A 14,169-nucleotide genomic window follows, 5' to 3' on the forward strand; every position below is an offset into this window, starting at 1 on the left:
AGTGTGCCCGCCGGGCACCCGGACTTGGGTACCGGCGTGCGACGATAGGTCACACAACGCATGAGCAGCGTAACGAGACGGCTTCAGGCCAAGGTTTAAGGAGGATCGACGGTGGTCGCGGCGGGGACGGACTCTGACCCCAACTATGCCCAAAGGCTGGGCATCCAGAAGAGCCAGGTTGTCCAGGAATTGGGCTGGGATGAGGACACGGACGACGACATCCGGGCGGATATCGAGGATGCCTGCGGGGGCGAAATGCTCGACGAGGACTCGGACGAGGTCATCGATGTCGTGTTGCTCTGGTGGCGCGACGATGACGGGGACCTGGTCGACCGATTGATGGACGCCATCACCCCGCTCGCCGAGGACGGCGTGATCTGGGTGGTGACGCCCAAGACGGGCAAGCCAGGACATGTGCTGCCCGCCGAGATCGCCGAGGCGGCACCGACTGCGGGGTTGATGCAGACGTCATCGGCCAAGCTGGGGGACTGGACGGCGAGTCGACTGGTGCAGCCGAAGTCGAAGGCTGCCGGAAAGCGCACCTGAGTGCTGCTGTCGGTGGGCACCCCTGCGCCAGATTTCGCGCTCAGGGACCAGAACAACAGGTTGGTCACCCTCGGTGGCTACCGCGGTGCGCGAGACGTGCTGCTGGTCTTTTTCCCGTTGGCCTTCACCGGTGTGTGTCAGGGGGAACTCGACGACATCCGGGACAACCTGCCTGCGTTCGAGAACGACGACACGGCGACCCTGGCCGTATCGGTCGGGCCGCCGCCCACCCACAAGATCTGGTCCATCCAGAGCGGGTTCACCTTCCCGGTGCTCTCCGATTTCTGGCCGCACGGCGCGGTGGCCCAGTCCTACGGGGTGTTCAACGACGAGGCGGGTTACCCGAATCGCGGCACATTCGTTATCGACCGGACCGGGATCATCCGATTCGCGGAGGTCATGGAGCCCGGTCAGGTGCGGGATCAGAGCGTGTGGACCGAGGCGCTGGGGGCACTGCGGCGCTGAGGGCGGATTCCGGTCGGGATTTCCGGTCACGCCGCACAGGCGTGTAAGTTGCTGCGACGGGGCGCGTAGCTCAGTGGTAGAGCTCTGGTTTTACACACCAGCGGTCGGCGGTTCGATACCGTCCGCGCCCACCATCAAACTCGTCGAAGTTCGATTCCCGCTGCCACGATTTCGAACTGGTTGGTGCCGTCAACACGGCCTCGTCGCGGTTGGAGAGGCCGAGGTGTATCTGGTGGGCCGACGGTCTGCCGGTGGATTGAGGGAAACGCCGGGCCGGCGCTCGTGGAGGGCGGACTCCACCGATTCTTGGGTTCTGTGAGCCCGCGACGTAATCGACCGTGGTGAGTTCGACGTCGGCAAGGTTGCGCAGTGGGCCGCGCGGAAACGGTCAATCGGCGCGGACGTCTTCGTTCTTGTAGTTGCGTAGAACGCCTTGCCGGACTTGACGTGACAGTCCGGGATGAGCGTTCCCATTGTGTAGGTCACGGCCTCAAAGGGCCGCGGCGGCAACGCCTCCCGCTCCACCGCTGTGCACATCGAATCCGGTGTCGCATCGTCGAGGCCGCGATGGCCCTCGCCCTGCATCCGCGAGCCCGTCGTGGGGCACCTAAACGAAGCGAACCTGAAGCGCCGCGGATTCCATGAACCGGGTCTGCTTGGCGCCGGCGGCTTCCGGGCCGATGCTGGTGTCAGCGGAGACGTCGATGTCGAATGCCATGTAGGCGAATGTGCCGGTCGGCCGCCGAGTCGGCAACCATGGTGCGCAACGATTATCGCCCGGGATGGAAAACAAACAAAGAGGTACTACCTCTCTTGGAGAGGTTTTAGTGCCAAAGCGCGTACATTTCGATCGGACGGGTGATTCTCCCCGCACGCCACAGAATGAACTGTGATTGAATGCCCTAGGCGATCTCTTGTTGACAAAAGAGGTTCTACCTATTTATGGGGGTGCTTTAGAGTGGGCGCAAGTCGCATCGCAATTGAGGAGATTCGTAACCGGATTAGTTCCGGCCTCTACGCCCGGCACAGCAAGCTGCCGCGTGAGACCGAACTTGCTGCTGAGATCGGCGTATCGCGCGGTGCGTTGCGCGAGGCAATTCGGGCTCTTGAACTGACCGGAGTACTTCGGACTAAACATGGTTCGGGCACCTACGTGACCGCGCTCAATCCAAGCGACCTGCTAGGGCAGTTGACCCATGGTGACGGGTTTCTCGGGGTGGAGTCGGCGGTTGAGCTGGCCGAATTCCGCCGGATCGTCGAGCCCGCAGGCACAGCACTGGCCGCCGAGCGTGCCACAGCGGAGGAGGCGGCCGTAGTTCGACAACTCTATGAGGAAATGGAGATGGTCGACGATCCGGTCAAGTACGCCCATCTCGACTCACGATTTCATCAGGCGATCCTTGCGGCGAGCGGCAACTCGTTCATCGTGGGTGTGTCGGCCGGCCTCACCAACGGCCGCGCTTGGCAATCGATGTGGGATGCGGTTACGCGAGACTCAGTGCCGGATCGCACGCGGCGAGAGCACGAGAACCTCGTTCGTGCACTGGAGTCCCGTGACCGCGAACTAGCCCTGGCAACCGCGCACGCTCACATCAGTGAGGCGCAGGCGCACATTGTCGAGCTAGTTCGCACGGCGCAGCAGAATCCTGAAATGCCAGTGTCACAAGGAGAACAGGAATAACGTGCAGCACACCTGGCGTTGGTTCGGCCCGGAAGATCCCGTCACCCTGACTCAGATTCGGCAAACCGGTGCAACGGGGATCGTTACGGCGTTGCATGACATACCGAACGGGCAAGTCTGGTCGATCGAAGCAATTCTCGAGCGTCGCCGCTTGGTCGAGAGCGCGGGCTTGAAGTGGTCGATCGTCGAGTCGATCCCGGTTCCCGACGCGATCAAGCTCGGAAGTTTCGGGGCCGAGAAGGCGATAGCGGCGTGGGCACAGACCCTGCGCAATCTTGCGGCCTGCGGCCTCACCACCGTCTGCTACAACTTCATGCCGGTCCTGGACTGGACCCGCACCGATCTGGCGTACCCGCTGGACGACGGAACCTGGGCGTTGCGGTTCGATGCCGACGCGTTCGCGGCGTTCGACCTTTTCGTGTTGTGCCGCCAAGGTGCCCACTCTGACTACACGACCGAGGAGATCACCCGCGCCCGCCTGTACGCGGATTGTCTGGACGATGCCGGCAGTGCCGCATTGGTACAAACGATCATCGCGGGATTGCCTGGCGCTGAAGATCGCTATGGACTGAGCGAGCTCAGGGATCGGCTTGCCTTGTACCGCGATATCGATGCCGCTGCCCTGCGGGAGAACCTCTGTGTGTTTCTGCGTGAGGTTGTGCCAGTGGCCGAGGAGGTCGGCCTTCGGCTGGCAATCCATCCAGACGATCCGCCGAGGCCCTTGCTCGGGCTGCCGCGCATCGTATCGACTGCGGAGGATGTCGAGTGGGTTCTCGGTGCCGTGCCCTCACCAGCCAACGGATTAACCCTCTGCACCGGTTCCTACGGAGTGCACCCTGACAACGATCTCCCGGCGATGATTGAGCGATTCGCTGAGAGAATCTATTTCGTCCACCTGCGCTCGACCCGCCGTGAAACCAATCCGAAGTCTTTCTACGAGGCCGTCCATATCGATGGCGATGTCGACATGGTTGCAGTGGTAGCCGCCATCGTCCGGGAAGAAAGGCGCCGCGCGAAATACGGAGGACTGCCCATCCCCATGCGCCCGGACCACGGTCATCAGATGCTCGATGACCAGCACCGTGTAACCAATCCGGGCTACTCGCTCATCGGCAGGATGAAAGGTCTGGCCGAGTTGCGCGGCGTCGAACTCGCCGTCAGCCGACTGCTCGCACCTGCGCTCCAGGGCGCCACACCCTCTACCAACGGAACGTGATGGATATGATCATCTCGCTGCCAACAACTTTCGCGGCCTACCGACCACTGCCCACTGTTATCGCGGCTGACGATTTCGACACAGGAATGAACGGATGGTTGGACTTACGGCCCAACTTCGTCGGGCCGGACTTCCGTGCTCACTCCGACGAGGTCGACCTGATTCACTGGGGTCCTGTCATGCTCAGCTCGGCGACGTTCGCTTTCGGCGGCACCCACGGTTCGGCGCACGGCACGTACTCGCTGAAGATCTCCAGCCGCGCTGCGGCAGGCCCCGCCGACCAACCTCCCGCGCCAGGAAGCATGGGTCTGGGCATCAAACGGCTGACCATCCCCGCTGATGCGCGTTTTGTTCGAGTCGAGAGCACTCTCGCCTACAAGGCCGAGCAGGACCGTCCCGGGCTCGGGGTGAACGACGTGCGTGCGTTCGGTCTTTTCGTCGATCTGCAAGACGGCCAGCACCGGTATATGCCGGGTGTGCGGTACGTCAACTCCACTGGTGGACAACCAGTCCGGCGCTGGCAGTACTACAGCGAAGCGTCCGAGACCCACGAGGAGTGGAACTACGGAAACGTCGGTTGGCATCAGGTGGGGGTCGATCCACAGTGGTTCGGCTCGCGGTACCCGGACGGATCCACCTCTGCCACATCCTGGTTTCCCGATGGAGACCAACACTTGGTCTACAACGAATCTGACGACAAGATCAACTGGATGCGCCTGTCCATGACGGTGGACATCGAGAAACGGGCGTACGTGGATTTTACTGCGCACAATCGCCGTCTGACCTTCCCGCCGGGTGCCCATCCCACCTGGGCACCCCCTTACGCGAACATCCAGGGTCTACTCAACCCGGTCTTTTTCGTCGAAAGTGACACCGACCGCCGGGTCAGTCTGTTTCTCGACTCCGTACTGATCTCTACAGCGACCACAGACGAGGCCCAGACCGCGGGGTTCCTCGCAGACAGGCGGGGGCGATGAAATCGTTCAATACGTCCGTCGTCGAACTCTGCCAGACCTTTACTGCCACCGTGGAAACCCACCCATTCGAGACGGGCTGGGCGGACGAAGCAATCTTCTTCGTTCTCACCGATGCTGAAACATCCGCCACCACCCGGGTTGACCTGCGAGTGCAAATCAGTCCAGACGGCATTCGATGGATCGACGAAGGCACCGTCGCGAGTCTGACCGGAGCCACCCACGATTTCATCCGTGTTCGCCATTTCGGCGGCTTCTTACGACTCGCGGGCACCATTCACGACCCAGCCGCTGAACCTGGCAGTTCGACAATTACCGTCCGCCTCGCTCTCAAGGGCTAGTACGGCTGCGTCGGGAATCTCAAATCCCTGTCCTTCGAAAGGATGCGTATGAAATTACGAATCAACCATCCAACCGTCGCGTCGACGGTCGGTACCTCGCTGGAATGGTATGACTTCTCCATCTACAGCACTGCAAGTGCCCTGGTTTTCCCGGCGGTGTTCTTCTCATCCCAAGATCCACTAGTGGCAACGCTGGCATCGTTCGGTACCTTCGCGGTGGGCTTTTTTGCCCGACCCGTTGGTGGAATCGCAATAGGCATGCTGGGAGACCGCGTCGGTCGTCGCCAAATGCTCTTTCTGACCCTGCTTCTCATGGGCATGGCCTCCACCCTGATAGGTGTCCTGCCTAGCTTCGACGCGATCGGAATGTGGGCGCCGATACTCCTCGTCGTCCTCCGCATCCTGCAGGGACTCGGAGCCGGCGGGGAATACGCGGGCGCCACTCTATTGGCCGCCGAGCACTCCCCGAACAAGTCCAGGGGCTTGAACGCCAGCATCCCCGGAGCGGGAAACGCGGTCGGCGCGCTTCTGGCCACCGGCACGTTCATGTTGATCACCGCCGTCACCACCCGCGAAGAACTCATCGCGTGGGCATGGCGTATCCCGTTTCTCCTGAGCTTCGTCCTCAGCATCGTTGCAGTGCTGATCAGGCTCAAGGTCCGCGAAACCCCGGAATTCGAGGCCGCCAAGCTTTCGGCCGAGCCAAAGCGTGCAACGCTGCGCGACCTCTTCAGCACCGCCCGCAGCAAGGTTCCGTTCGCGATGCTGGCGAGCATCGGTCCAAACGTCGCCAGCTATCTTCCGTCGGTCTACGCGCTCTCCTACCTGACCACGGTAGTGGGCGCGCCCGCATGGATCGGTCTCACCGGTGTATTGATCGGCAACGCCTTGAAACTCGTGACGATCCCACTGGCAGGCCGTCTCTCCGATATCTACGGCAGACGCCCCATCTTTCTCGCGGGAGCGACCGGCGCCGCAGTACTCATTTACCCATTCTTCTTCGTCCTCGGCACCGGGTCGCCAATCCTCATATGGCTGGGCTTCGTTTTCCTGTTCTCGGTGTGCAACGGCTTCATGCTTTCCGCCCAGTCGGCCTTCATGTCCGAGTTGTTCGACGTCCGGCTTCGCTACACCGGCGTCACCTTCAGCCGAGAAATCACCGGTGCCCTCATCGGAGGTACTTTGCCGTTCGTCGCAGCGGCGCTAACCGACAGAGCGGGCGGAGGGCCGGCCCTCGTGTCGATCTACCTGATAGTGCTCTGCCTCCTCGCAGCGTTCGGAATGTATCGCCTCCCCGAGACGCGATCTACGGACAAACCAGCCACGACGGATGCAGTTGGGTCTACTACGCGAGTAGGTGGCATCTGAGTTGGCTTGCCCGTGGCAATTGAGTCGGGAAGGCGTCAGGGTGCCGTGAATGATGGTCAAGGCATTTACACACCAGCGGTCGGCGGTTCGATACCGTCCGCGCCCACTCTTGATTCAGTCGTGGTGTCGCTGGCGATAGGCCTTGGGGGACTGCCCGTGCACCTTGGTGAACTGTCGCGAAAAGTACAGCGGATCGGTGTATCCCGTCGCGCGGGCCACCGCCGCGACGGTGAGCGCGGTGGTGTCCAGTAGTTCTCGTGCCCGCGACATCCGGAGTTGCAACTGGAACTCCAGTGGCCCGGTGCCGATCCGTTGACGGAACACCGCGTTGAGGTGTGAGGCGCTCAGGCCGACCATGGCCGCCAGGGCCGCGACGTTGGTCCGCCGCGGGCTCGTGGAGCGTAGATGCTCCAAGGCCCGGTCCACCGGGTCTGCCTCGCCTGTCGCACGTTGGCGGCCGGTAGCGGCGATGACGGTCATGGCGTGCCAGGCGGCTCCGGCGGCGCCGACGAGGCTCGCGCTGGTGCTGCCGTCGGCGAGCATGTCGATGACCCTGGAAATCAGGCTCGTGGCGGGCGCCGGATCCGCCAGGTGCACCACCGGGCTGGTTGCCGACGCCGAGGCCGCGGCGATGAGTTCATCACTGTCGGTCCCCACGACGTGCATCCACCAGAGAGTCCACGGGTCCTGCTCGGCTGCGCCGTATGTGTGCGCGCGTCCTTTCGGCAACAGCACCGCGTCCGCTGCGCCGACGTCGAATTGTCCCTCGTCGGTGCGACACCATCCGGCTCCGGCAGTACACACCATGATCACGTGCTCGCTGGCTCCGCGCAGTCGAGACCGCCCATGCAGGGTGGCCCGCGGAAAGAAGCCGGCGTCGGTAACCAGGAGACGGCGGGTGACCGGCATCCGCAACGCATCGTCGACGACGGGGCGCGGCACGCCGAGCATCCGCTGACCGGCAAATCCGTCAGCGATCCAGGCCGCCGTTGATTCGTCCATGGAACCCATAGCTCTGACTATGCTCTACAGCGCAAACGCGGGCTACCGTTCGACTCGTGTTCATCGAAGAATCACAACTCGGGCCTCAAGTCGAGCGTGGATCGAGGTCAGCGTGACGAGATCCCTACGGCGACGGGTGATCCAGTCCGCGGCGGTGTTGATGATCGCTGTCCTCGCGGTATCCGGGTGCTCCCGCATCGGGGAGAACGGGCGAATCGCGGTGGTGTACTTGAACGCTGAAGGTTTCTACGCCGGCGTGAAGGCCGGGGTGCAGAAGACCTTCGACGACACCGGCGACGCTCCGCAACTGATCGAGATCAATGCGCAGTCCGATCCGTCGCAGGAAAGCGCCTTCATCGACACCGTCAGCTCGGTGCAGGTCGATGCGCTGATCCTGTCACCGACTTCTGCGGAGGCCTCGATACCGGCCATCCGACTCGCGCATGCCAGCGGCATTCCCGTGATCTGCTACAACACCTGCATCACCGAGGCCGATGCCCGCAAGTATGTCGATTCGTGGATCCTCGGTTCGCCGAAGGAGTTCGGCCGCATCGGTGGCGAACAGATGGGCAAATACTTCCGCGACCAGGGCATCGTCGATCCCAAGGTCGCGGTCGTCAACTGCGAACAGTTCGAGGTGTGCATTCAGCGCCGTCAGGGATTCGAGGAAGCCCTGCTGGCCCTCGTACCGGGCGCGCAGGTCGTCGCCAATCAGCAGGGGCTGCTGGTGGACGAAGCTGTCCGGGCTGCTGAGCGCATCCTGACGGCCCACCCGGACCTGAATGCGTTCTACGGTGAAGCCGGATCGATGACGGTGGGCGCGGTACGGGCCGTACAGGCCAGGGGCCTCGCCGGTCAGGTGGTGGTCTTCGGCGGCGATATGTCCACACAGATCGCGCAGATGCTGCAGGAGGGGTCGGTTCTCAAAGGAATTGCCGACATCTCAGGCATCACTGTCGGGGAGATGGCGGCCGAGTCGGCACTGCACATCCTCAACGGAGAGCGCCCGGAGACACTCATCGTCGATGCTCCGGTCGACGCGCATCAAGGTCCTGGAGACGGTGCCCGGTGGCTACAGGAACACCCCGATGGAATCCCGTGACGGGTAACTCCGATGCCGTTCGGGCACAGCCGTTTTCGCACTCGACCGACGAAAGGACCCGGATGTCCGCCAGCGCCTCGGCACCGTCACTGCTCAAAGTCGACGGGGTCACCAAACGCTATGTCGGTGTGGCCGCGCTCATCGATGTCGGCCTGGAGATTGCCGCGGGCGAGGTGCGTGCGCTCCTCGGCCGCAACGGCGCAGGGAAGTCCACCCTGATCCGGATCCTGTCCGGCGTAGAGCACGCCGACGCCGGAACGGTGAGGATCGACGGCAGGATGCTCGACGGCACCGGGGTACGCCGGGCCAACGAGCTGGGCGTGCAGACGGTGCACCAGGAACTGAGCCTGGTTTCGGAGATGACAGTCGCGGAGAACATGTTCATCGGTGGCTGGCCCCGCAAGGCAGGCAAGGTCGACTACGCCGGGATGCGCAGTGAGGCAGTCGCGGTCATCGACCGCCTCGGATTGGACATCGACCCGGATACCACGGTCGCGTCCCTGTCGCTCGCCGCGCAGCAACTGGTCGAGATCTGTCGCGCTGTCCGCCGAAACCCGAGGGTGCTCATCCTCGACGAACCCACCAGTGCGCTGGCTGCCGCTGAGGTGTCCATCGTGCTCGACGCGGTGACCCGCATCGCCGATACCGGCGTCGCGGTGATCTACGTCAGCCACCGGCTCGATGAGATACGCCGAATCGCCTCCAGCGCAACCATTCTGCGGGACGGTCGGGTCGTCGGCACGGTCGACGTCGAGTCCGTTGATACCGACGCGATGGTCAGCATGATGGTCGGCCCGAACTATGAGGCCCAGGAGCGGCCACCGCTACGCGCCGTCGACCGCGACCGTGAGCCGCTGCTGTCCGTGCGCAAACTGTGTGTACCGCCCAAGGTCGAGGAGGTCTCCTTCGACCTCTCCGCCGGTGAAGTGCTCGGTATCGCCGGGCTGATGGGGTCGGGTCGTAGCGAGGTACTGCGTGCCATCGCCGGATTCGATGACCGCGCGTCGGGCGAGGTGATCCTCGACGGGGAGCCGATGCCCTCGGGTTCGCCGGCACTGATGAAACGCCGCGGTGTGGGCCTGACACCCGAAGACCGCAAGCGCGAAGCAATCGTGCCGTTGTTGGGCGTCGATGAGAACATGGTGTTGTCGGACTACGACCGGGTGCGGGACAAGGGTTCGATCTCGCTGCGCCGGATGCGCACGCTGGCCCGGTCGTTGATCGACCGCCTCCGAATCGAAACCGCGTCACCGTCCACCCCCATCGTCAATCTGTCCGGTGGCAACCAACAGAAGGCCGTCATCGGGCGCTGGCTGCATGCAGACGCCTCGATCCTGTTGCTGGATGAACCCACCCGCGGGGTGGACGTGACCGCGAAGGCCGGGATCTACGACCTGGTCCGCGCATTGGCGGATGCGGGCAAGGCGGTCATCTTCGTCTCCGGAGAACTGGAGGAGCTACCACTGGTGTGCGACCGCGTCATCACAGTCCGAGGCGGCCGCGTCGCCGCCCAGTTCATCGGCGCTGACGTGACCGTCGACGCTGTCCTGTCCGCCGCGATGGCGGCCTGAGAATTCGAGGGGACCACACCGTATGAGCACACTGCAGTCCGAAGCCCGCCCCGCGGACAAACCGCGGGCCGCTTCAGCGCATATCTACCGGCTCAATGAGATCGGGCTCCTGGTCGCGATCATCGCGCTGTACATCGGCCTCACAGCCTCGGCCGCGGGTTTCCTGAGTGCAGGTAACCAGCTGGGCATTCTGCGTGATGCGGCCACTATCGGCATCGCCGCGTGGGGAGTCACGCTCGTCATCATCGCCGGCGACATCGACATCAGCATCGGACCGGCAGTCGCCTTCTCGTCGGTACTGATAGCCAAGGGCAGCGCCGAATGGGGCCTCGGCACCGTAGGGGCCATCGTCATGACGCTGGTGCTCGGCACGCTGTGGGGAGCGTTGGCCGGTTACCTCCGTGCACAATTCAACGTTCCGTCCTTCATCACCACGCTCGGGCTGTGGAGCATCCTCGGCGGTCTCGCGCTCTACATGACCGATGCCCTGCCGGTGGTGCTGCCGCCGAGCGGCCTGATGGATGTGCTGGGCGGTGACATTCTGGGTATCCCCACGTCGGCGATCATCATGATCGTGCTCTTCGGAGTGTTCGCCTATGTCGCCAAGTTCACCGCGTACGGCCGCTCGGTGTACGCGATCGGCGGCAACGCGGGCGCCGCCTTGCTGGCGGGCATCAATCTCAAACGCACCAGGGTGATTCTGTTCGCCACCACGGGCCTGCTCTCGGCGATCACCGGCGTTCTGGTTGCGGCACGTCTCGGCTCCGGTAACGGTGGCGCCGCAGGCGGACTCGAGTTCGACGTGATCGCCGCCGTGGTCATCGGCGGCACCTTGCTTGCGGGCGGCCGGGGCAGCATGCTCGGCACCCTGCTCGGCGTCGTCTTCATCACGGTGATCGCCAACGGGCTGGTGTTGCTCGGCATCGATTCCTTCCTGCAGGAAGTCGTGCGCGGCGTCATCATCGTCGGCGCGGTCCTGATCAACGTCGTGATCGGTCGACGGGGCAATGCCACTCGTACCACCTGAACGCCGGCCGCACAGTTGTGCCGCATTGACATGTAGAGAGGATCAGCCATGAGCACCGCCGCCATCCCGACCACGATGGAGGGTGTCTACCTGCCCGGCGACTCCACTGCCGTGCTGCGGCAATTCGAGGTCGATCGACCAGGCCCAGGCCAGGTACTTCTCGAGGTGGGGGCATCCGGAATCTGCGGCAGCGACATCGGTTACATCTACCGGGGATACAAGGGCTACCGCGGTGTCGACGGGCCGGCCTATCAAGGGGTCGTCGCAGGCCACGAACCTGCCGGCCGCATCGTGGCCACCGGTGACGACGTGTCCCGGTTCAGCGTCGGTGACCGGGTTCTGCTCTACCACATCGTCGGTTGCGGATTGTGCGACAACTGCCGCCGTGGCTATTACATCAGCTGCAGTCGTCACCGCGCCGCGTACGGCTGGCAACGCAACGGGGGGCATGCGCGTTATCTCCTCGCGGAGGAACGCACCTGCATCCCGCTGCCCGACGAGCTGTCGTTCATCGACGGCGCCCTGATCGCGTGTGGATTCGGCACCGCCTATGAAGGCCTGCGGCGTGCGGGCCTCAGCGGCGACCACGATCTGTTGGTGGTCGGGCTCGGGCCCGTCGGTCTGGCCGCGGGGATGATCGGCCGTGGCATGGGTGCCGGGAAGGTGATCGGCGTTGAACCTGCCGCTGCTCGACGCGAATGGGCAGAAAGCCTGGGGGTTTTCGACGCCACCATCCCAACAGGCCCCGAGGCGCTGGATGCGGTGTGGGGACTGACGGGCGGAACCGGAGCCGGCGTCACCATCGACTGCTCCGGCAGCCTCCCGGGACGCTCGCTGGCGTTGGAGGCGGCCGCAGAATGGGGTCACATCTCACTGGTGGGGGAGGGCGGTGATCTCCACACCGAGGTCTCGGACACCCTGTTGCACAAGCAATTGACCATCCACACCTCCTGGGTCACCTCGCTGACCGCCATGAGCGAGCTGGCGACAAATCTGGTCCGCTGGGGCCTGCGACCCGAAACCGTTGTCAGTGACGTCTTTCCGTTCTCGCAGGCTGCGCAGGCCTACGAGTTGGCGGCCGGTACGAGCCGCGGCAAGGTCTGCCTGGTTCCCGGCGAGGCCGGAGCGTGACCGGGGCCGTACCGCGAACCTGGGTCACGCACGGCCATCACGACGTGCACTGGATCCAAACCGGTGTCCTCACTGTGGGTGTGGTGCCCGACCTCGGCGGCAGGTTGCTCAGCCTGCGCATCGGCGGCCGAGAGTTGCTCTGGCGCAATCCCGCTCTCCTCGACGACGACCTGCAGCCGGTGCACGGACACGTCCCTGGGCCGATGAGTGGGACACTCGGCGACTGGCGTAACTACGGCGGTGACAAGACGTGGCCGGCGCCGCAGGGCTGGTCCTCGCCGCGGGAGTGGGCAGGCCCACCTGATCCGGTCCTCGACTCCGGCCGGTACGCAGTCGAGGTGCGCCCCGGCGGCGATGCCACGACGGAGCTTTCGATGACCAGTCGACCCGATCCGCGCACCGGCTTGCAGATCACCCGTGCGTTCGCGGTCAGCGATGACACCGGCTTCACTCTGCGACTCTCGGCGGTCAACACCACCGATCGCGAAGTGACCTGGGCGTTGTGGAATGTGACGCAGCTGGCAGGCGGAGGGACCGTCGAAGTCGGTGTCGGACAACGATTCACCGAACCTGCCGAACTCGTCATCGGCACCGGCGTCCCGTCGTGGCAGCGGACGGACACCGCCACGGTCACGATCGGTCCACAGGACGTGGTCGGCAAGCTGGGCTTTCCGCACGCCTCGGGCACGGTTCGGTACCGGCACCGTGGAGCGAGCCTCACCTGGAACTTTCCCGTCGACGATGAGGCGCGCTACCCGGATGGCGGCTCCCGCGCAGAAGTGTGGCTGGAACATCCGCAACCCGAACCGCTTGCCGGTCTCGATGGACTCGATCCCCCCGATCGGATAGTGGAGTGCGAAGTGCTGTCCCCGTCCCGCACGTTGGCTCCCGGCGCCACCATGACCCTTGAGGTGAAGCTGACTGTCCAGCTGAGTGCTGACCTCGATGAGGAGCTGTGATGCCGGGCCTGAACAGTGATACCGGCACCGGCCACGACCGGGTAGCGGTCGCGGTGGTCACTGGCGCCGCCCGCGGAATCGGGGAGGCCACCGCACGGCAGCTGCACGCCGACGGATTCGCGGTGGCACTACTCGATGTCGCACCCGAGGTCGACGAACTCGCCCACGAACTCTCGCCCGACGCCCGCACCGCAATCGGGATCCGTTGCGACGTGACCGATCCCGAGGCATGGATGGCGGCGGCCGGGGCGGCCCGCGCCCTGGGCAACGTCAAAGTGCTTGTCTCCAACGCGGTGACCGTCGAGCTGGCTGCCCTGGACCACACATCGACCGCCAGCTGGCACCGACAGCTCGATGTGATGCTCACCGGCACGTTCCACGGCGTGAAGACCTTCCTGCCCGACCTACGCGACTCTCGCGGTTCCGTGGTGCTGGTCTCCTCGGTACACGCACTGTTCGGCCTGCCCGGCAGGCCGGCCTACGCGGCGGCCAAGGCGGGTCTGACGGGCCTGGGGCGCCAACTGGCCGCCGAGTACGGTGCACAACTGCGGGTCAACACGGTGCTGCCCGGCCCGATCCTGACCGCATCGTGGGACGACATCGGTGAGGACGACCGGCGCACCAGCGCAGAGGCAACCGCGCTCGGCCGGCTCGGTACGCCCGAGGAGGTGGCCTCGGTCATTTCGTTCCTGGCGTCTGAGGCAAGCTCGTACGTCACGGGGGCGAGCATCCCCGTCGACGGTGGCTGGAGCGTCACGAAAGACTCCTCATGACACCGCACCTACG

The 14,169-nt window shown here is 64.3% G+C and carries 14 protein-coding genes and 1 tRNA gene; 14 read left to right on the top strand and 1 reads right to left on the bottom strand.

What is annotated here, in order from left to right; translation table 11 throughout:
• The first annotated feature begins 111 nt into the window (after window positions 1–111).
• The 8 genes from M1247_RS24280 to M1247_RS24315 all read left to right on the top strand — a co-directional run bounded on the left by M1247_RS24280 (window position 112) and on the right by M1247_RS24315 (window position 6,591).
• Window positions 112–546, top strand: coding sequence for a DUF3052 domain-containing protein (locus M1247_RS24280; protein ID WP_317158958.1), 435 nt, complete (start codon window positions 112–114; stop codon window positions 544–546).
• Window positions 547–549: 3 nt separating this feature from the next.
• Window positions 550–1,011 carry a peroxiredoxin gene (locus tag M1247_RS24285; RefSeq protein ID WP_317159115.1) on the top strand — a complete coding sequence of 154 codons (462 nt, stop codon included), beginning with the start codon at window positions 550–552 and terminating at the stop codon, window positions 1,009–1,011.
• 59 nt (window positions 1,012–1,070) lie between these two features.
• Window positions 1,071–1,145 (top strand) — tRNA-Val (locus M1247_RS24290).
• Window positions 1,146–1,969: 824 nt separating this feature from the next.
• The gene (locus M1247_RS24295; protein WP_317158959.1) at window positions 1,970–2,692 is read left to right on the top strand and encodes a FadR/GntR family transcriptional regulator; all 723 of its coding nucleotides are present in this window, start codon (window positions 1,970–1,972) and stop codon (window positions 2,690–2,692) included.
• A gap of 1 nt (window position 2,693) precedes the next feature.
• A complete protein-coding gene (uxuA, locus tag M1247_RS24300) occupies window positions 2,694–3,908 on the top strand; it encodes a mannonate dehydratase (protein ID WP_317158960.1) in 1,215 nt (404 codons plus the stop codon).
• Window positions 3,908–4,885 (top strand): DUF6772 family protein, encoded by a 978-nt coding sequence (locus M1247_RS24305; protein WP_317159116.1) that lies wholly within the window; start codon window positions 3,908–3,910, stop codon window positions 4,883–4,885. The genes uxuA and M1247_RS24305 overlap by 1 nt, the downstream gene beginning before the upstream one ends.
• Window positions 4,882–5,223 carry a hypothetical protein gene (locus tag M1247_RS24310; RefSeq protein WP_317158961.1) on the top strand — a complete coding sequence of 114 codons (342 nt, stop codon included), beginning with the start codon at window positions 4,882–4,884 and terminating at the stop codon, window positions 5,221–5,223. Before M1247_RS24305 ends, M1247_RS24310 begins: the two co-directional genes overlap by 4 nt.
• Before the next feature lie 48 nt (window positions 5,224–5,271).
• A complete protein-coding gene (locus M1247_RS24315; protein WP_317158962.1) occupies window positions 5,272–6,591 on the top strand; it encodes an MFS transporter in 1,320 nt (439 codons plus the stop codon).
• A 114-nt stretch (window positions 6,592–6,705) separates the two neighbouring features.
• Here M1247_RS24315 and M1247_RS24320 read toward each other — a convergent pair whose 3' ends face one another.
• Window positions 6,706–7,602 (bottom strand): AraC family transcriptional regulator, encoded by an 897-nt coding sequence (locus M1247_RS24320; RefSeq protein WP_317158963.1) that lies wholly within the window; start codon window positions 7,600–7,602, stop codon window positions 6,706–6,708.
• A gap of 103 nt (window positions 7,603–7,705) precedes the next feature.
• On the opposite strand from M1247_RS24320, the gene M1247_RS24325 reads away from it, so the two are divergent.
• From M1247_RS24325 to M1247_RS24350, 6 genes are all read left to right on the top strand, one after another.
• Window positions 7,706–8,695, top strand: coding sequence for a substrate-binding domain-containing protein (locus tag M1247_RS24325; protein ID WP_317158964.1), 990 nt, complete (start codon window positions 7,706–7,708; stop codon window positions 8,693–8,695).
• Window positions 8,696–8,757: 62 nt separating this feature from the next.
• Window positions 8,758–10,266: a sugar ABC transporter ATP-binding protein gene (locus M1247_RS24330; protein ID WP_317158965.1), complete on the top strand. Its 1,509-nt coding sequence runs from the start codon at window positions 8,758–8,760 to the stop codon at window positions 10,264–10,266.
• A gap of 22 nt (window positions 10,267–10,288) precedes the next feature.
• The gene (locus M1247_RS24335) at window positions 10,289–11,293 is read left to right on the top strand and encodes an ABC transporter permease (RefSeq protein ID WP_317158966.1); all 1,005 of its coding nucleotides are present in this window, start codon (window positions 10,289–10,291) and stop codon (window positions 11,291–11,293) included.
• Window positions 11,294–11,341: 48 nt separating this feature from the next.
• Window positions 11,342–12,424, top strand: a complete 1,083-nt coding sequence (locus M1247_RS24340) for a zinc-dependent alcohol dehydrogenase family protein (protein ID WP_317158967.1) — start codon at window positions 11,342–11,344, stop codon at window positions 12,422–12,424.
• Window positions 12,421–13,383: a DUF4380 domain-containing protein gene (locus M1247_RS24345; RefSeq protein ID WP_317158968.1), complete on the top strand. Its 963-nt coding sequence runs from the start codon at window positions 12,421–12,423 to the stop codon at window positions 13,381–13,383. Before M1247_RS24340 ends, M1247_RS24345 begins: the two co-directional genes overlap by 4 nt.
• On the top strand, window positions 13,383–14,156 hold the full coding sequence (locus M1247_RS24350; RefSeq protein ID WP_317158969.1) for an SDR family NAD(P)-dependent oxidoreductase: 774 nt from the start codon (window positions 13,383–13,385) through the stop codon (window positions 14,154–14,156). Before M1247_RS24345 ends, M1247_RS24350 begins: the two co-directional genes overlap by 1 nt.
• Window positions 14,157–14,169 lie beyond the last annotated feature (13 nt).

The organism is Mycobacterium appelbergii (assembly GCF_032883035.1).
GTDB lineage: Bacteria > Actinomycetota > Actinomycetes > Mycobacteriales > Mycobacteriaceae > Mycobacterium > Mycobacterium appelbergii.